The organism is Amycolatopsis sp. NPDC089917, assembly GCF_040684635.1.
Taxonomy (GTDB): domain Bacteria; phylum Actinomycetota; class Actinomycetes; order Mycobacteriales; family Pseudonocardiaceae; genus Amycolatopsis.
In genome coordinates this window covers 82,815-99,978 of sequence record NZ_JBFBGL010000012.1, presented here as the reverse complement: position 1 = coordinate 99,978, position 17,164 = coordinate 82,815, and the positions used below count along the sequence as shown (strand labels likewise).

General features: G+C 69.1%; 16 protein-coding genes. 8 read left to right on the top strand and 8 right to left on the bottom strand.

The genetic code is table 11. The annotated features are described in order from the left end of the window. Nucleotides 1-26: 26 nt before the first annotated feature. Nucleotides 27-1,247, bottom strand: a complete 1,221-nt coding sequence (locus AB0N89_RS11845) for an MFS transporter (protein WP_364203468.1) — start codon at nt 1,245-1,247, stop codon at nt 27-29. Beyond that, nucleotides 1,244-1,762, bottom strand: coding sequence for a helix-turn-helix domain-containing protein (locus tag AB0N89_RS11840; protein ID WP_364203466.1), 519 nt, complete (start codon nt 1,760-1,762; stop codon nt 1,244-1,246). The genes AB0N89_RS11845 and AB0N89_RS11840 overlap by 4 nt, the downstream gene beginning before the upstream one ends. A 145-nt stretch (nt 1,763-1,907) precedes the next feature. On the opposite strand from AB0N89_RS11840, the gene AB0N89_RS11835 reads away from it, so the two are divergent. Continuing rightward, nucleotides 1,908-2,846 carry an aldo/keto reductase gene (locus AB0N89_RS11835; protein WP_364203463.1) on the top strand — a complete coding sequence of 313 codons (939 nt, stop codon included), beginning with the start codon at nt 1,908-1,910 and terminating at the stop codon, nt 2,844-2,846. On the opposite strand, the gene pqqB is transcribed toward AB0N89_RS11835, so the two are convergent. The 5 genes from pqqB to pqqA form a co-directional block, all read right to left on the bottom strand. Beyond that, entirely contained in the window at nt 2,843-3,706 is an 864-nt protein-coding gene (pqqB, locus tag AB0N89_RS11830; RefSeq protein WP_364203461.1) for a pyrroloquinoline quinone biosynthesis protein PqqB, read from the bottom strand. The genes AB0N89_RS11835 and pqqB overlap by 4 nt on opposite strands. After that, nucleotides 3,703-4,791, bottom strand: a complete 1,089-nt coding sequence (pqqE, locus tag AB0N89_RS11825) for a pyrroloquinoline quinone biosynthesis protein PqqE (protein WP_364203458.1) — start codon at nt 4,789-4,791, stop codon at nt 3,703-3,705. Before pqqE ends, pqqB begins: the two co-directional genes overlap by 4 nt. Continuing rightward, nucleotides 4,782-5,054, bottom strand: coding sequence for a pyrroloquinoline quinone biosynthesis peptide chaperone PqqD (gene pqqD, locus AB0N89_RS11820; RefSeq protein ID WP_364203455.1), 273 nt, complete (start codon nt 5,052-5,054; stop codon nt 4,782-4,784). The genes pqqE and pqqD overlap by 10 nt, the downstream gene beginning before the upstream one ends. A gap of 2 nt (nt 5,055-5,056) precedes the next feature. Then, nucleotides 5,057-5,737, bottom strand: a complete 681-nt coding sequence (pqqC, locus tag AB0N89_RS11815; RefSeq protein WP_364203603.1) for a pyrroloquinoline-quinone synthase PqqC — start codon at nt 5,735-5,737, stop codon at nt 5,057-5,059. A gap of 102 nt (nt 5,738-5,839) precedes the next feature. Continuing rightward, nucleotides 5,840-5,935: a pyrroloquinoline quinone precursor peptide PqqA gene (pqqA, locus tag AB0N89_RS11810; protein ID WP_007033797.1), complete on the bottom strand. Its 96-nt coding sequence runs from the start codon at nt 5,933-5,935 to the stop codon at nt 5,840-5,842. A 315-nt stretch (nt 5,936-6,250) separates the two neighbouring features. On the opposite strand from pqqA, the gene AB0N89_RS11805 reads away from it, so the two are divergent. Next, the gene (locus AB0N89_RS11805) at nt 6,251-7,237 is read left to right on the top strand and encodes a PQQ-dependent sugar dehydrogenase (protein ID WP_364203452.1); all 987 of its coding nucleotides are present in this window, start codon (nt 6,251-6,253) and stop codon (nt 7,235-7,237) included. Between the two features lie 62 nt (nt 7,238-7,299). On the opposite strand, the gene AB0N89_RS11800 is transcribed toward AB0N89_RS11805, so the two are convergent. Then, the gene (locus tag AB0N89_RS11800) at nt 7,300-8,676 is read right to left on the bottom strand and encodes a wax ester/triacylglycerol synthase family O-acyltransferase (protein ID WP_364203600.1); all 1,377 of its coding nucleotides are present in this window, start codon (nt 8,674-8,676) and stop codon (nt 7,300-7,302) included. Nucleotides 8,677-8,772: 96 nt separating this feature from the next. Here AB0N89_RS11800 and AB0N89_RS11795 point away from each other — a divergent pair, with 96 nt between their 5' ends. From AB0N89_RS11795 to AB0N89_RS11770, 6 genes are all read left to right on the top strand, one after another. Beyond that, the gene (locus AB0N89_RS11795; protein WP_364203449.1) at nt 8,773-9,786 is read left to right on the top strand and encodes a glutathione S-transferase C-terminal domain-containing protein; all 1,014 of its coding nucleotides are present in this window, start codon (nt 8,773-8,775) and stop codon (nt 9,784-9,786) included. Continuing rightward, nucleotides 9,770-10,927, top strand: coding sequence for an FAD-binding oxidoreductase (locus AB0N89_RS11790; RefSeq protein ID WP_364203447.1), 1,158 nt, complete (start codon nt 9,770-9,772; stop codon nt 10,925-10,927). Before AB0N89_RS11795 ends, AB0N89_RS11790 begins: the two co-directional genes overlap by 17 nt. Next, entirely contained in the window at nt 10,920-11,546 is a 627-nt protein-coding gene (locus AB0N89_RS11785) for a pyridoxamine 5'-phosphate oxidase family protein (protein ID WP_364203445.1), read from the top strand. Before AB0N89_RS11790 ends, AB0N89_RS11785 begins: the two co-directional genes overlap by 8 nt. A gap of 220 nt (nt 11,547-11,766) precedes the next feature. After that, the gene (locus AB0N89_RS11780; protein WP_364203443.1) at nt 11,767-13,398 is read left to right on the top strand and encodes a thiamine pyrophosphate-binding protein; all 1,632 of its coding nucleotides are present in this window, start codon (nt 11,767-11,769) and stop codon (nt 13,396-13,398) included. Beyond that, nucleotides 13,395-15,455 carry a hydantoinase/oxoprolinase family protein gene (locus tag AB0N89_RS11775; protein WP_364203441.1) on the top strand — a complete coding sequence of 687 codons (2,061 nt, stop codon included), beginning with the start codon at nt 13,395-13,397 and terminating at the stop codon, nt 15,453-15,455. The genes AB0N89_RS11780 and AB0N89_RS11775 overlap by 4 nt, the downstream gene beginning before the upstream one ends. After that, a complete protein-coding gene (locus AB0N89_RS11770) occupies nt 15,452-17,164 on the top strand; it encodes a hydantoinase B/oxoprolinase family protein (protein WP_364203438.1) in 1,713 nt (570 codons plus the stop codon). The genes AB0N89_RS11775 and AB0N89_RS11770 overlap by 4 nt, the downstream gene beginning before the upstream one ends.

Sequence of the window (17,164 nt, the reverse complement as noted above, 5' to 3'; positions counted from 1 at the left end):
CTCCCGGAGCTCCCGGAGGGGCGGGGTCAGGGCTGGGTGGCGTGCGTCTTGCGGGTCAGACCGCGCACCTGGCCGCTGCACAGCGCGAGACAGGTGGCGATCACGACCAGCGCGGCGCACGCGAGCAGCGTCGCGCTGACCCCGAAGTGCTGTGCCGCCGGGCCGGCCGCCATCTGGCCGAGCGGCAGGGCGATGAAGGAACCGAGCATGTCGTAGGAGTAGACGCGCGCGAGTTTGTCCTCGGGCACGTTCTCCTGCAGCGAGACGTCCCACGCCACCACGAACTGCTCGATCACCAGGCCGGACACGAACATGGCCGCCAGCATCAGCGGCAGCAACGGCGCCTGACCGAGGAGGATCAACGGTGGCGCTTCGAAGAAGATCACCGCGACCCCGACGAACAGCGCGCGCCGTGGCTGCCAGCGGGCCACGAGGATCCCGCCGACGAGCGAGCCGATCGTCTGCGCGGCGAGCGCGAAGCCCCAGCCGGTGCGGCCGAAACTGCCGTCGGCGACCAGCGGGCCGAGCACTCCGAGCCCGCCGGCGATGACCGCGTTCACCACCATGAACTGCACGACCACGACCCATACCCAGGTCCGAGACCGGAACTCGCGCCAGCCTTCGGCGAGTTCCGCCAGCGGACGGCTGCCGGGGACCCGTTCCCGGCGGTTGAGGCGGATACGCCGGTAGGACAGGGCGGAGCCGAGGAACAACAGCGCGTTCCCGGCGAGCGCCCAGCCGGGGCCGACCGCGGTGACCAGGATGCCGCCGAGTCCGGCGCCGGCGATCCGGCCGGAGTTCGAGAGCAGCCTGGCCAGCGCGTTGGCCTGCGCCAGCAGGGCGGCGGGCACTGTCAACGGCGTGAGTGACGCCGAGGCGGGCGCGGAGATCGCGGCCACCGCGCCGTTGAGCACGCTCAGGCCGACCAGCAGCGGGATCGACGCGAATCCACAAAGGACGCTCGCCGCGATGAGCGCCTGGGTCAGCGTGGCGGCGACTTCGGTGCCTTGGAGGATCACCGATCGCGGCAGCCGGTCCGCCAGTACCCCGCCGAACAGCAGCAGGATCACGCTCGCCACCGACCGCGCGCCGACGACGATGCCGATGTCGACGGCCGAACCGGTCAGGTCGATCACCGCGAACGCGAGCGCGAGCGGTGCGACGGCGTTGCCGAACTCGCCGAACGTACGGCCGCCGATCAGCCAGCGGAAGTTGTGGTGGCGCAAGGGCTCGCGCAAGGACGTCACGGTCGCCTCATCTCGAACATCGAGACCGTCGCGCTGACCGGGATCGTGCCCCGGGTGCGGGGCGGTTTCGCGGCCGTGTGCAGGAGCTCGCTCAGTTCGTGAGCGTGCGCGAGCGCCTTCTTCCAGGTCTCGCGGTCGACCCACATCTCCGCGTCGGCCATCAGCCCGCGTTCACCGCGGACGTGGAACTCGCTGCGGCGCTTGAGCTCTTCGGCCATCGCCAGGATGAGAAGCCGCTGCTCCTCGGGGTTCGCCGGCCCGAATCCCGTTCCCGACTCCGGATCGTGCCGATAGCGTTTCGCCAGCCCGCCCCGGATCCGGACCTCCTCGACGACGTCGAGCAGCCCGGCCTCGTGCAGCCGCCGCAGGTGATAGCTGACATTCGCTTGTGTCTCACCGAGTTCGCGGGCTGCCTCGGCCGCGCTCATCGCGACACCGGTCAAAAGCGACAGAATGCGCAGCCGGACGGGATGGGCGAGGACGCGCAACCCGTCGAGGCCGGGAGAGTGGGACATGAGGCCGAGTATCGACTGCCGGGACACGGACCGTCAAACAGTTATTTGGGGGTTTCGTTGGCCGGGAGATCCGGTGCAATGATCCGATGTCTGTGCTCTGCTGGAAGGTATGCGCACGACGACATTGGGCAGGAGCGGTCTCGAGGTGTCGAGGATCGCCTTCGGCACCTGGCAGCTCGGCGGCGGCTGGGGTTCGTTCGACGAAGACGCGGCGATCGCCGCGATCCACCACGCCCGCGAGCTCGGAGTCACCTTCTTCGACACCGCCCAGGCCTACGGTTTCGGGAAATCCGAGGCGCTGCTCGGGAAGGCCCTGCGCGAGGAACTCAAACGCGACCGCGACAACCTCGTCATAGCGACGAAAGGCGGCATCAAGCCACGTTCCGAACGGCCGCGTGACTCCCGGCGCGAGTGGCTGACACAGGGGATCGAGGACAGCCTCCGCTTCCTGGACGTCGATCACATCGACCTCTACCAGATCCACTGGCCCGATCCCGACGCGCCCGCCGAGGAGACCGCGGGCGTCCTGCAGGAGTTCGTCGACGCCGGGAAGATCCGGCACATCGGCGTCTCGAACTACGATGCCGCGGGGCTGGCCGACTTCGACAAGACCCGTCCGGTGGAGACGCTGCAGCCGCCGTATCACCTGTTCCGCCGTGGCATCGAAACCGACCCGCTGCCGTACGCGCGGGAGAACGACATCGGCGTGCTCGTGTACAGCCCGCTGGGCAGCGGCCTGCTGACCGGATCCTTCACACCGGAGACGACGTTCGAGAAGGCCGACTGGCGTTCGCAGTCGTCGGCCTTCATCGGTGAGACCTTCCGGCGCAATCTCGCCATAGTCGACAGGCTCAAGGAATTCGCCGCGGACAAGGGGATCTCGATCGGTCAGCTCGCGATCGCCTGGACGCTCGCGCGCCCGGGGGTGCACGTCGCGATCGTGGGCGCGCGCAAGGCGGCCAACATCGAAGCCAGCCTCGCCGCGGCCGACGTCGACCTGTCCGCGGACGAACTCACCGAGATCGACCGCCTCACCGCCGACGCCGTCCCCGTTTCGGGCGCGAGCCCCGAAGGCATCGCCTAAAGCTTGAATTCGGTTCCGTCCAAAGGAAGCGAGGCGTCGCCGTCCAGGACGGCGGCGTGCTCCGGCGAAGCGGGGTCGACCACCGGATTCGTGTTGTTCAGATGCGTGTACGCCCAACGCTGTCCGGGCCGGAGTTTCGCGAGACTGCCGGTGATCGGCAGATGTCCCATCGCCAGCTGGGCGCTGTCGCCGACCTCGGCCGCGGTGGCGCCGGACATCTCGTCCGGCGCGTAAAAGGTCCCGTCCAGCAGCACCAGGCCCGCGTCGTCGGTGAACTCGTCGAACCCGTCCGGCCAGCTCTTCAGGCAAGGCGCGTACACGAAGACGCCGCCGGTCCGAACGTCCTCGATCCGGTACGCCACCACCCAAGGTCCGTCCTCAGTGGACGAACGTGCGTACTTCGGCCGCTTGTCGCTCACCGGAAGCGTGCTCACCCGGAATCCGTCGAGGGAGACCTCCGACGACGGCAGCCACTCCCAGCCGCCGTAACCGTCGATGATCGACCGCGCGGGGAACTGCTCGGACAGCGCGCCCAGAACCGCGTCGGGAGCCCAGACCGGCAGCCCGCCGGCCTCCCGCAACAACAGCAGGCCGAGCGAATGATCGAGCTCGGCGTCGGTGAGCAGCACCCCGCGCAACGGGATCTCCCTCGGCCCCGGCCCGGCCCGCAACGGCGGCGTGGCGAGGATCTGCGCGCGGATGTCCGGCGACGCGTTCAGCAGGTACCAGCCCTCGCCGTCCGCGCTCACCGCGACACAGTCCTGCGTTCGCGGCGGCGCGTCCGAAACGCACAGCGCGCAGGCGCAGTTCCATTGCGGGAAGCCGCCGCCCGCGGCGGTGCCGAGCAGGATCACCCTCATCGAGGCCCCCGCATCACGAGCTCGTCCGTCTTCGGTGGTGTGGCGAGGATGAGATCGACGACGCCGCGATGCGGCGAACGCGAGCACACCGGGTCCGTCGCCGAGGCGTCACCGGTGAGCTGGAACGCTTGGCACCGGCAGCCGCCGAAGTCGATCGACCGCCGCTCGCAGGTGCCGCAGGTGTCCGGCATCCAGTCCTCGCCGCGGTAGGCGTTGAAGGAATCGGATTCGTACCAGATCCACGCCAGCGGCTTGTCCCGGACGTTGTCGAACTCCAGCGTCTCGATCGCCGTCGACGCGGGACACGGCAGCACGTTCCCATCGGGGGCCACGGTCAATTGCCGCGCGCCCCAGCCGTACATGCACGGTTTCGGGAACTGTTCGTAGTAGTCGGCGACCACGTAGATGATCTCCATGCTGCCGCGCAGCCGTTCGGTGGCCGCGCGCACGATCGGCTCGGCCTCGTCGAGCTGCCGCCGGGTCGGCATCAGGGCGTCGCGGTTCCGCAGGGCCCAGCCGTAGTACTGCGTGTTGGCCAGTTCCAGCCGGTCCGCGCCCATCCGCTCGGCCAGGTCGATGATCCCGGCGAGCTGATCGTGGTTCTGCCGGTGGAGCACGACGTTCACCGAAAGCGGCAGTCCGGCCTTCTTGATCAGCTCGGCGACGATCAGCTTCCGGTCGTGGGCCCGGGCACCGGCGAGCCGGTCCGCGCGTTCGGCGGTCGCGCCCTGGACGGACAGCTGGATGTGCGCGATGCCGCGGTCCAGGAGATCGTCCAATCGGGACTCGGTCAGCCCGAGCCCTGACGTCACGAGGTTGACGTAGCAGCCCAGTTGCGTGGCGTGTTCGACCAGGATGGGCAGGTCCGGCCGGGCGAGCGGTTCACCGCCGGACATGTGCACCTGGAGCACGCCGAGTTCCCGTGCCTGGGTGAGCACGGACAACCAATCCTTTGTGGACAATTCGCCGTCGCGGGCGACCATTTCGACAGGGTTCGAGCAGTACGGGCAGTGCAGCGGACAGCGGTGGGTCAGCTCGGCCAGCATGCCCAGCGGCGGCGCCGCGGTGGAGGTGTTCAGGTCCATTCGACGATCCGCCGATCTCCCAGCCGGGACAGGACTTCCAGGATCTCTTCCTCGCGGACACCGGCGTAGCGCTTGCGCAGGGCCGAAGCGATCGCCGCGACGTCTTCGACGCCGTCGCAGAGCGAAAGCACGGCCGCGGCGGTCGGATTCGGGACGAGCACGCCTTCGGGGAACAGGAGGACGTGCGTTTCCCTGGTCTGGTCATAGCTCAGCCGGACCCCGCGCCGCAGCCGCGGCACCGAGCCCATTTCGAGGGTGGTCATCGCTACTCCTCGGCCGCGGCGCGCTCGATGGCGTCGAGCATGGACCAGAGCACGTCGGTCTTGAACGACAGCGCGGCGATCGCCTTCTCCTGCTGTTCGCGGGTGACGGCGTGCCGCACGACGATGTCGAGTGTCCCCTTGCCCTCGCCGGAGACCTTGTCGATGCGGTTGGTGAAATAGGCGAGGTCTTCCGGCGCTATCCACGAGTAGTTCGCCAGCATGTCGGCGACACGCCGTTGCATCAGATGGCCGGCGAACATTTCGGTCAGTCCCGAAGCGATCGCTTCGAGCCAAGGCTTGGTGCGGGCGAAAGTCACATAGGCGTCGACGGCGAACCGGACACCGGGAGCGACGTGCCGCTGATCGAGAACCTCTTCACGGTCGAGACCGACAGCGGCGCACAAACGGAGCCAGCGCTCGATTCCGCCGTCGCCCGCTTCCGTCCCGTCGTGATAGACGATGCGGTCCAGCCATTCCCGGCGTATCTCCGGGACCGGGCAGTTGCTGATGATCGCCGCGTCCTTCTGCGGCAGCGCACATTGGTAGTACCAGCGGTTCGCGGCCCAGATCTTCAGTTCGTGCTCGGACAGTTCGCCGCCGTGCATCCGCCGATGGAACGGATGAGTACCCCAATAGCGGTGAGAAAGTCCACGCAGGGCCGCGACGAATTCCGGCGGCGACATCGGCGCGGCGGAAAGGGAAAGAGACACGTGCTGCCTCCAACGGCTCACTGATCGGGACGGCGGCACGGTGGTGGGGGACGTCCCCCACCACCGAGTGGGAAATCAGTCCTCCATACGGGCCGCGTAAGCGGTGACCTCCATGGGAGTTTCGTACTCGACGAAGTCCGGCGTGGTCCATACCTCGATGGTTTCGATCATTTCCTGCTCCTAACGTCCACATGGGATCGAACGGGTCCGAGCCCCGTCACCCTAGAAGCGGGTCGCCGATTCTGGCCAGACGTAAGGTCCAAGTTCCCGTTGCGTTTTGTAAGGTTTCCTACCTATGGCCGATCGAGCTGGCCCGATCGTCACGCTCGGCGCATACGACGAAGGTAGGTAAGCGCTTTCGTTACCCCGTCCAGTGGTGTCCGTTTCGTCCTGCGGTGTGTTTGTATCCAACTCGACGGGTGCACCCCGACCACCCGTCTTCCGCCGCCATCCGAGCTCCAGGGGTGTAGCTGAAGGAGGCGTCCCATGTCCTTACGTCGTACTCTCACCGCCACGTTCGCCGCCGCGACGGCCGCGTCGATCGTGGCCGTTCCGGCCGCGGCCACCGAAGCGCCGTCCGTCCAGGCGATCAAACAGATCGCGAGCGGCCTCAACCAGGCCTGGTCGATCGATTTCCTGCCCGACGGCACCGGCCTCTTCACACAGAAGGACGCCAAGACGATCAGCAAGATCGACAAGGCGGGCAAGGTGACCACGGTCCAGACCATTCCCGGGGTGAGCGTCACCCCGGAGGCGGGCCTGCTCGGCATCGCCGTCTCGCCGAAATACGCCACCGACCAGACGGTCTTCATCTACTACACGACCAGCTCCGACAACCGGATCGCCAAGCTGAAGCTGGGCCAGACGCCGAAGCCGATCGTCACCGGCATCCCGCGTGGCGCGAATTTCCACCACGGCGGGCGGATCAAGTTCGGCCCCGACGGCTACCTCTACGCGGGGACCGGCGACGGCCAGAACGGCGCCAACGCGCAGAACAAGAACTCCCTCGGCGGCAAGGTCCTGCGGGTCACCACCGATGGCGCGGCCGCGCCCGGCAACCCGTTCAACAGCCGCGTCTACTCCTACGGTCACCGGAACGTCCAAGGGCTGACCTGGGCGAACGGGCAGCTGTACGTCTCCGACATCGGCGCGAACAAGCTCGACGAGCTGAACAAGGTCGAGCCGGGCAAGAACTACGGCTGGCCGACCTGCGAAGGTCCGTGCGACACGGCGGGGATGACCAACCCGGTCAAGGCGTGGCCGACGTCCACGGCGACGCCGAGCGGGCTGGCGGCGTACAAGGGCTCGCTGTACATGGCCTCGCTCAAGGGCGGCACGTTCAAGCTCGACCTGAACGGCAACGGCGGCAAGCTCTGGACCGACCTCGGCCGCACGCGTGACGCGACCGCCGGCCCGGACGGCAGGCTGTACACGATCACCCCGGGCGCCATCTACGTCTCCGACGGCAGCTAGCCCCGCGCGTTTAGTCCACTGGTTGCGGTGAATAGCCGCAACCAGTGGACTAAACGCAGGCGTCAGGAGCGCCCGACGGACACGGCGTGTTCGAGTTCGGCGAGCGCGGTGTCCAGGTGGGTCAGGATGCGCTGCAGGTGCGGGACGCTCCGGCGGCAGCCGGTGACGCCGAAGTCCAGGTTGTCCCCGTTGCTGGTCAGCGTGATGTTCAGCGCCTGCCCGTCGAGCAGCACGGACGCCGGGTAGATGCCGTCGAGCGACGCGCCGTTCCAGTACATCTGCTTGCGCGGCCCCGGCACATTGGAGATCACCAGGTTGAACGGCGGTTTCGTGTTGTTCACGAAACCGGGGATCGGTGACACGCCGAGCTGGGCGACGTTGATCCCCGACAGCAGCAGCGTCTGCAGCGGGGTCAGCTCCGAGAACAGCTTCTTGCCGTTGCGCATGGACGCGTTGATCGTCGCGAGCCGGGCGGCCGGATCGGTCAGGTGGGTGGCGAGGTTGCACAGCAGCGCGCCGATGTTGTTCCCCGCCGCGTCCCCGCTGTCCTTGCGCCGCAAGGAAACCGGGACCATCGCGGTCAGCGGCGCGTCAGGGAGCGAGTTCTGCTCGATCAGGTAGTCCCGCAGCGCGCCCGAGCACATCGCGAGGACGACGTCGTTGCGCGACACGCCGGCGGCGGTCGCCACCTTGCGCACCCGGTCCAGCGACCAGGACTGCGCGGCGAACCGGCGCGCCCCGCCGATCGGCACGTTCAGCATCGTCTTCGGCGCCTGCGCCGGCAGGGTGAGCGTGTGCTCCTGGAACGCCTCCCGTGCCACCTTCATCGCGGCGGGCGCGATGCCGGCGAGCTGGTTGACGGTCTTGCCGAAGGTGCTGAGCACCGAGGGTGACGCCTTGCCGTTGCGGCCGCCGTCCGGCTTGGGCCGACGGCCCCACGGCGGCGGGCAGTCGAGGTCGGCGGGGTCGTCCGACAGCGTGCCCTGCAGATGCCGCAGGGCCGAGACGCCGTCCATCAGCGCGTGATGGATCTTGCTGTAGATCGCGAACCGGCCGTCCTGCAGACCCTCGACCAGGTGGATCTCCCACAGCGGACGATGCCGGTCGAGCAGGGTGCTGTGCCAGCGCCCGGTCAGTTCCAGCAGCTCGCGGATCCGGCCAGGCTGGGGCAGCGCCGAATGGCGGAAGTGGTAGTCGAGTTCGAGATCGCTGTCCGTCGCCCAGGCCACGTGTCCCGCGGTGTTGACCGGCCGGGCGGGACGACGGCGGAACACGTCGCGCATGTTGTCGGAATCGAGCAACTTCCGCCGGAGGTCCCGCAGGTAGTCCGGTCCGGCGTCCTCGGGTTTCTTGAACAGCTGGAGTCCGCCGACGTGCATCGGATGTTCGCGCGTTTCCACGAGAAGGAACATCGAGTCGGTCACGGGCATGAACGGCATCGTCGGGACCACCTTCCGCGCGGCGGCGTGCGAGCACGCCGGGTGCCAGAGTCTACGCACACCGAAACCACCCTCTCACGCTTTAGGGTGGCTCACATGACGATCCCGACCGATCCGCAGACCGGCGAGTTCCGTCGGTCCGCCAACCATTTCGACGCGCGCATCACCGCCGACGGCCGCGACGGCTGGCCGGTGGAGGCGGGAAGGTACCGGTTGGTGGTCAGCCGGGCCTGTCCCTGGGCGAGCCGCGGCCTGATCGTCCGGCGGCTGCTCGGTCTCGAACCGGCGCTGAGCGTCGCCGTGGCCGACCCGATCCAGGACGACAAGAGCTGGCGCTTCACCCTCGATCCCGATGACCGGGACCCGGTGCTGGGCATCAAGTACCTGGCCGAGGCCTATCACGCGGCCGATCCGCACTACATGGGCGGGATCAGCGTTCCGGCCATTGTGGACATTCCGAGCAAGCGCCTGGTGAGCAACGACTATCCGCGGATCACGCTCGATTTTTCCACCGAATGGACCAGTTTCCACCGGCCCGGCGCGCCCGACCTCTACCCAGAGCGACTGCGGGGCGAGATCGACGACGTCAACGCGGGTGTCCACGCCGACGTCAACGCCGCTGTGTACCAGGCCGGGTTCGCGACCAAGCAGGCCGCGTACGACGACGCCTACACCCGTCTCTTCACCATGCTGGACGTGCTTTCGGAACGGCTCGAAAGGCAGCGCTACCTCGTCGGCGACACGATCACCGAAGCGGACATCAGGTTGTTCACCACGCTCGTCCGCTTCGACTCCGTGTACCACGGGCATTTCAAGTGCAACCGGAACAAACTGACCGAACTGCCGGTGCTGTGGGCCTACACCCGAGACCTCTTCCAAACGCCGGGATTCGGTGACACCGTCGACTTCGACCACATCAAGCGGCACTACCACGAGGTGCACGAGCAGGTGAACCCGACGCGGATCGTCCCTTCGGGACCGGACCTGTCCGGCTGGACGACGCCGCATCACCGGGAGCAGCTGGGCGGGCGCCCGTTCGGCGACGGCACGCCGCCGGGACCGCCGCCCGGGGACGAACGGATCGGGGACACGGATGGAGCCACTTCCTGAACGCACCGACGTCGTCGTGATCGGCGGCGGCATCATCGGGGTCGGCTGCGCGTACCGGCTCGCCGCCGCCGGGGTCTCGGTGCTGCTGCTCGAACGCGACACCCTGGGCGCGGGCTCGACGGCGAAGGCGGCCGGCGGTATCCGGTCGTCGTTCACCACGCACGTCAACATCGAGATCGGGCTGCGCGGGCTGGCCGAGTACGCCTCCTTCGCCGAGACGTACGGGACCGAGATCGACTTCCGCCGCGACGGCTACCTGTACCTGGTCACGGACCCCGCGGACCTGCCCGAATTCGAGCGTTGCGCCGAACTGCAGAACTCCTACGGCGTCCGCAGCAGGCTCGTCGAGCCCGCCGAGGCGCGGCGGTTCTCCCCGCTGATCGACACCGAAGGCGTGGTCGCGGCGCTGTGGTCGCCGGACGACGCCAAGGCCACCCCGGACTCGGCGGTCCAGGGCTACGCGCGGGCCGCCCGCGGGCACGGCGCGGTGCTGAAGACCGGCGTCGAGGTCGTCGGGATCGAACGCGACGGCGACGAGATCACCGGCGTCCGCACCAGTGACGGCTTCGTGCGGACGAACGCGGTGGTCTGCGCCGCGGGCGCGTGGTCGGGCCGGGTGGGCGAGCTCGCCGGCGTCGATCTCCCGGTGCGGCCGTTCCGGCGGCAGGTCGTGTTCACCGGCCCGGTCGCGGACCTGCCCGGATCGGTGCCGCTGACCATCGAGATGCCGTCGGCCTTCTACTTCCACCGCGAGGGCCCTGGCCTGGCGATGTCCTTCTGCGACGGTGACGGCGACCCGGGTTTCGACACCCGGTACCAGCCGGGCGACTGGCTGCCGAAACTCGCCGAGATCGCCGCGCGGCGGGTGCCCGCGGTGCTCGACGCGGGGATCCGGAGCGGGTGGGCCGGACTGTACGAAGTCACGCCCGATCGCAACCAGATCGTGGGGGAAAGCGTCCACCTGTCGCGGTTCTTCTACGCGACCGGCTTTTCGGGACACGGGTTCCAGATGGGGCCCGCCGTGGGGGAGCTCGTGCGGGACCTCTACCTGGGGCGGGTCCCGGCCATCGACATCAGCGGGCTCGACGTCCGCCGGTTCGCCGGCGACCGGGCCGTGACGAGGGAGCACAACATTGTCTGACGAGTTCGTCGAGGTCACCACGGCCGCCGAGCTGCGCGAGATCCTGCCGCCACCGCTGGAGCGCACCGCGAACAAGGCGCGCCCGAAGCTGCAGGAGCTGGACCGTCAGTGGCTGGCGGAGTCACCGTTCGTGCTGATCGCGACGTCGGCGGCGGACGGCACCTGCGACGTCTCGCCGAAGGGCGACCCGGCCGGGTTCACGCTGGTGCTGGACGACACGCGGATCGCGATCCCGGAGCGTCCCGGCAACCGGCGCGCCGACGGCTTCCACAACGTCCTGTCGAACCCGCACGTCGGGCTGATCTACCTGATCCCGGGCCGCGGGGACACGCTGCGCGTCAACGGCCGCGCGCGGCTCGTGCGGGAGGCGCCGTTCTTCGACGACATGATCGTGAAGGGCAGCAGGCCGAAGCTCGCGCTGGTGGTCGACATCGACGAGGTCTTCCACCACTGCCAGAAGGCGTTCATGCGGTCGAAGCTGTGGTCGCCCGAGAGCTGGGCGCCCGAGGCGATGCCGTCCCGCGCGGCGATCGCGAAGACCTTCGAGCGGCCGGAGGAGAGCATGGCCGACCTCGAGGCGTACTACGACCCAGCCGCCTACTCGGCCGGCTTGTACTGACGTCGGCAAATGCGACGTGGTGCTTTCGCGGCACCTTCACACCTCCGGCACCGGTCCGTGAAGGCCTCCTTGAGGGACCCAGAGTCCCTCAAGGAGGCCTTCACGGACTTGGCACCCGACAGGGCACCCTCCTGCCCCTCAACGGAACCGCCCTTGCCACTCACGAGGTACTGGGCCGGATGGTTGCTGGATCGTTGAACGATCTGGCACTATCGGCGGGGTGCCTTCACCCACCGGAGCCCAGCATCTGGCCGACGCGCTGACCGCTCTGGGGACCGAAGTCGTCTTCGGTCTCCCCGGGGTGCACAACCTGCCGTTATGGGAGGCGCTGGCCGAGACGGACATCCGGCTCGTCGGGGTCCGGCACGAGCAGACGGCGGGCTACGCGGCCGACGGGTACGCCCGCGCGACGGGGAAGCTCGGCGTCGCGCTCGTGACCACGGGACCCGGCGCGGCGAACACGCTGGCGGCGGTCGGCGAGGCGATGGCCTCGGCCGCGCCCGTCCTGATCATCGCGACCGACATCCCCTCGACGCTGCGGCGGCCCGGCGTGGTCCGCGGCGTGCTGCACGAGACGTCGGACCAGCAGGCGATGTTCGCGCCGGTCACCAAGGCCGGGTTCACCGTCCCGAGCGCCGACCAGGTCGCCGCCACGCTGCACCGCGCGGCCCGGCTCGCGCTCCAGCCGCAGAGCGGACCCGTCTACCTCGGCATCCCGGCCGACTTCCTGTCGGAGCGGACGCCCGCCCGCCGTCCGCCGAGGTCGCACGCCCGGCCGTCCGAGATCCCGGATCTCACCGAGGCCGAGGCGATGCTGGCGACCGCCGACAAGCCGCTGATCTGGGCGGGAGGCGGCGCGCTGCGGGCCGGCGCCGGTGAGGCGATCGGGAAACTCGCCGAACGGCTGGCCGCCCCGGTGCTCACCACGTTCGGCGCCCGCGGGCTCCTGTCGGTCGACCATCCCTGTCTCGCCCCGAACCCGGTGCACGCGCCCGAGGTCGGCGCGCTGTGGGACGAGGCCGACGTCGTCCTCGCCATCGGCACCGACTTCGACGGGCTGATGACGCAGAACTGGCTGATGCCGCAGCCGAAGAAACTCATCGCGATCAACGTCGACCCGGACGACGCGGCCAAGAACTACCAGCCGGACATCACGCTGGTCGGGGACGCCCGTGTGCTCACCGAGGCGCTGAAAGTCGAGGAACGGGCGGGGATAGCGGCACTCGTCGGCAGGCTCGCCAAGGTCTCCGCCCGGGTCCGGCGGCGGATCAAGGAAGAGGAGCCGCAGGCAGCCGACCTGCTGTCCACTTTGGACGAAGTGCTCCCGCCCGACGCCGTCGTGGTCGCGGACATGTGCGTGGCCGGATACTGGATCGGCGGGTTCCACCGCGTCCGCGCACCGCGCAAACTCGCGTACCCGATGGGCTGGGGCACGCTCGGCTACGGTTTCCCGGCGGCGCTCGGCGCGGCCGCCGCGGGCGCCGGGCGGGCGATCTGCGTCAGCGGTGACGGCGGTTTCCTGTTCGGCTGCGGCGATCTCGCCACGCTGGCGCAGGAACAGCTGCCGGTCACGACGATCATCGTCGACGACGGCGGGTACGGGATGCTGCGCTACGACCAGGATCGGGCGGGCTTGCCGCGCCGGGGCGTCGACTGGGACAGCCCCGATTTCGTCGGCCTGGCGAGGTCTTTCGGCGTGCACGCGGACCGCGTCTCCGGATTCGGACGCGCGTTCCGCCGCCTGCTCGGCGAGTTCGTCGAGTCCGACGAGCCGAACGTGCTGGTCGTCCGCGCGAAGATGGCGCCGCCGCTCAACACCTCGCCGCGCTGGTATCGCAAGGGTTCTTCGTGACCGGGCTCCGCGTCGGCGTGGACATCGGCGGCACGTTCACCGATCTCTGCGTGCTCGACGGGACCGGCGTCGTCGCCGTCGGCAAAGTCCTGACGACGCATGACGAACCGGCTCGCGCCGTCGAGGAAGGTCTGAAAAGGACACTCGCCGACGCCGGGCTGGACGCGGGCGACGTGGAGCAGTTCGTGCACGGCACCACGCTGGTCACGAACGCGCTCATCGAACGCAAGGGAGCGCGCACCGCGCTGCTGGCGACCGCCGGTTTCCGCGACGTGCTGGAGATGCGGCGCGAACATCGCTACGAACTGTACGACCTGCTGATCGAGCTCCCGACGCCGCTGGTCCCGCGTCACCTGCGGTTCGACGTCCCCGAGCGGATCCTCGCCGACGGAACCGTCCACACAGGACTGGACGAGGAGTATGTCGCGCGGCTCGGTCGCGAGCTCGACGCCCGCGGGATCGACGCCGTGGCGATCTGCTTCCTCCACGCCTTCACCAATCCCGCGCACGAACGGCGGGCGGCCGAGGTGCTCCACGAGGTCGCGCCGAGGCTGCGGATCGCGCTGTCGAGCGAGGTCGTCCCCGAGATCCGCGAATTCGAACGCGCGTCCACCACGGTCGCGAACGTCTACGTCCAGGACCTCACCGAACGCTATCTGCGTGACCTGGAACGGCGCCTGCACGAGGCCGGGGTGCGGCCGTCGCCGCACATCATGTTGTCCAACGGCGGGATCGCGACCGTCGACACGGCCGCGCGGTACCCGATCCGCATCCTCGAATCCGGTCCGGCTGGCGGGGCGCTGGCCGCGTCCGCGATCGGATCCGCCGCCGGTGTCGACGATCTGCTGGCGTTCGACATGGGCGGCACGACGGCGAAACTGTGCATGATCTCCGGCGGTACCCCGTTGGTGACACACGAGTTCGAGGTGGACCGGAAGTACCGGCTGCTACCGGGATCCGGGCTGCCGGTCAAGGTCCCGGTCACCGACATGATCGAGATCGGCGTCGGCGGCGGATCCATCGCCCGCATCGACGCGCTCGGCCTGCTCACCGTCGGCCCCGATTCGGCGGGGTCCGAGCCCGGCCCGGTCTGCTACGGACGAGGCGGCACCGAGCCCACCGTGACCGACGCCGACCTCGTTCTCGGCTATCTGGACCCGAGGTATTTCCTCGGCGGCGGAATGACTTTGGACGCCGAGGGCGCGCGCGACGCGATCCGCTCGAAGATCGCCGGACCGCTCGGCGTCAGCGTCGAAGAGGCCGCTTGGGGCATCCACACCAGCGTCAACGAGGACATGGCCAACGCCGCTCGCGTCCACGCCGTCGAGCGCGGCAAGGATCCGGCGAAGCTGCCGATGTTCACCTTCGGCGGCGCCGGACCGGTGCACGGTGTCGGCGTGGCACGCGCGCTCGGCGCGCCCGAGGTGGTCGCCCCGCCGGCGGCCGGGGTGCTGAGCGCGGCCGGATTCCTCACCGCGCCGCTGGCCTTCGACTTCGTGCGTTCCGCGCGGGCGGCGGTCGTCGATCTCTCGTGGGAGCGGGTCGACGCGTTGTTCGCCGAGATGGAGGCCGAGGGCGGGGAACTGCTGGAGAAGTCCGGTGTGGACGGCGCCCGGGTGACGCATCGCCGGATCGCCGAGATGCGGTATTCGGGACAGGGCTACGAGATCCGCGTTCCGGTCGAACCGGGGCAGTGGCCGGAGTCGCTGGTCGACGCCTTCACCGAGACGTACCGGACGTTGTACCGGCGGACCGGGCCGGACGTCGGGATCGAGGTGCTCAACTGGCGGGTCGTTTCCAGCGGCCCGTCACCCGAAGTCACGCTGAAACTCGCGGGCGCCGAGGCCGAAGGCGACGCGCGCAAGGGGACACGGCCGGCGTACTTTCCCGCCGAAGGTGGGTTTGTCGACACGGCGGTGTTCGACCGGTATCTGCTCAAGGCGGGTGATCGCGTCGAAGGCCCGGCCATCGTGGAGGAACGTGAGTCCACCGTGGTCGTTCCTCCGGGCGCCCACTGCGTGGTCGGCGAAGACGCCAGTCTGGTGGTGACGGTGTGAGCGTCGACCCGATCCTGGTGGGGGTGCTGGGCAACCGGCTGCACTCGATCCTGGCCGAACAGCAGAACGCGCTCGTCAACACGGCGTTCTCGTCCGTGGTCCGGGAATCGCTCGACCTCGCCTGCGCGGTGTTCGACTCGCGCGGCGAGATGATCGGCCAGTCCGTCGGCGGGACCCCCGGCCACATCAACGCGATGGCGACCGGGATGCACCACTTCGTCGCCGCGTACCCGCCGGAGCGCCTGGAACCCGGCGACGTCCTGCTCACCAACGACCCGTGGCAGACCGCCGGGCAGATCAACGACATCACCGTCGCCACCCCGGTCTTCCTGCGCGGACGGCTGGTCGCGTGGTTCGCTTCCTGTTGCCACGCCCCGGACATCGGCGGGCGGCTGGTCTCGGCCGAGGCCACCGAGGTCTTCGAAGAGGGCTTGCGCCTGCCGATCATGAAGTTCCTCCGCGCGGGCGAGGTGAACGCGGATCTCGAACTGGTGATCCGCGCGAACGTCCGCACCCCGGAAGAGACCATCGGCGATCTGTACGCCCAGGTCACCGGAAACGAGGTCGGCGCCGCCAGCCTGGTGCGGCTGCTGGAGGAATTCGAGCTCGATTCGCTGGACGACGTCGCAGCGGAGATCATGAACCGGTCCGAGCGGGCGCTGCGGGACGCGGTGGCGAAACTGCCGGACGGCACGTACACCAGCGAATTGGTGACCGACGGGTTCGACGACGAGGAGGTCGTCCTCAAGGTCACCGCGACGATCGACGGCGAGGAGATCCATCTCGACTTCGCCGGATCGTCGCCGCAGAGCCGTCGCGGGATCAACGTAGTCTTGAACTACACCAGGGCGTACGCCTCGTTCGCGGTCAAGGCGGCCATCTCGTCCGAGGTTCCGCACAACGCGGGTTCGTTCCGGCCGGTGCGCGTCACCGCGCCGGAGGGATCGGTGCTGAACTGCACGCCGCCCGCGCCGGTCGCGTCGCGGCACCTGATCGGGCATTTCCTGCCGTCCCTGCTGATCACCGCACTGCACGAGGCGTTGCCCGGCAACGCTTTGGCGCACAGCGCGGACGCGTTGTGGATGACGATCTGGCGCGGCGCGGACGCCGGGGGCCGCGAGTTCATGCTCAACGTCTTCCAGACCGGCGGGATCGGCGCTCGATCCACAAAGGACGGTCTTGGTGCCACCGGATTCCCGAGCGGGCTGCGGTCCACGCCGACCGAGGTCATCGAGACGATGGCGCCGCTCGTCCAGCGCGAACGCGTTCTGCGCACCGACTCGGGCGGTGCGGGACGACGGCGTGGCGGCCTCGGCCAGCGTACATCGATGGCGGCGCGCGGCGAGATTTCGTGGAGCGTCAACGGGAACGTCGATCGCGTGCTCCGCCCTGCGTCCGGTGTGGACTCGGGGCATGATGGCGCGGTCGGCCGGTTCGGGCTCTCCGAGGGCGCGGACCTGCCGTCGAAGAGCCGGGTGAACCTGCGGCCGGACGACGTCGTCGACGTGGTCCTGCCCGGTGGTGGCGGCTACGGCGACCCGTTCGACCGGGAACCGGAAGCCGTGCTCGCCGACGTCGTCGACGGCTACGTCTCGGTGGAGGCGGCGCGCGAACTGTACGGCGTCGAAGTCACCTATCACGGAGAACCCGGGGCGCTGGTACGGCTCCCGGAGGACTACACAGCGATCACGTCGAGAGGGAAGAGATGA

Excerpts from the sequence above, each read along its gene's own strand:
- pqqB (WP_364203461.1), bottom strand. The coding sequence starts at position 3,706 with ATGAGGGTGATCCTGCTCGGCACCGCCGCGGGCGGCGGCTTCCCGCAA.
- pqqA (WP_007033797.1), bottom strand. The coding sequence starts at position 5,935 with ATGATCGAAACCATCGAGGTATGGACCACGCCGGACTTCGTCGAGTAC.
- AB0N89_RS11805 (WP_364203452.1), top strand. The coding sequence starts at position 6,251 with ATGTCCTTACGTCGTACTCTCACCGCCACGTTCGCCGCCGCGACGGCC.
- AB0N89_RS11800 (WP_364203600.1), bottom strand. The coding sequence starts at position 8,676 with ATGCCGTTCATGCCCGTGACCGACTCGATGTTCCTTCTCGTGGAAACG.
- pqqC (WP_364203603.1), bottom strand. The coding sequence starts at position 5,737 with ATGTCGCCGCCGGAATTCGTCGCGGCCCTGCGTGGACTTTCTCACCGC.
- pqqD (WP_364203455.1), bottom strand. The coding sequence starts at position 5,054 with ATGACCACCCTCGAAATGGGCTCGGTGCCGCGGCTGCGGCGCGGGGTC.
- AB0N89_RS11790 (WP_364203447.1), top strand. The coding sequence starts at position 9,770 with ATGGAGCCACTTCCTGAACGCACCGACGTCGTCGTGATCGGCGGCGGC.
- AB0N89_RS11840 (WP_364203466.1), bottom strand. The coding sequence starts at position 1,762 with ATGTCCCACTCTCCCGGCCTCGACGGGTTGCGCGTCCTCGCCCATCCC.
- pqqE (WP_364203458.1), bottom strand. The coding sequence starts at position 4,791 with ATGGACCTGAACACCTCCACCGCGGCGCCGCCGCTGGGCATGCTGGCC.
- AB0N89_RS11795 (WP_364203449.1), top strand. The coding sequence starts at position 8,773 with ATGACGATCCCGACCGATCCGCAGACCGGCGAGTTCCGTCGGTCCGCC.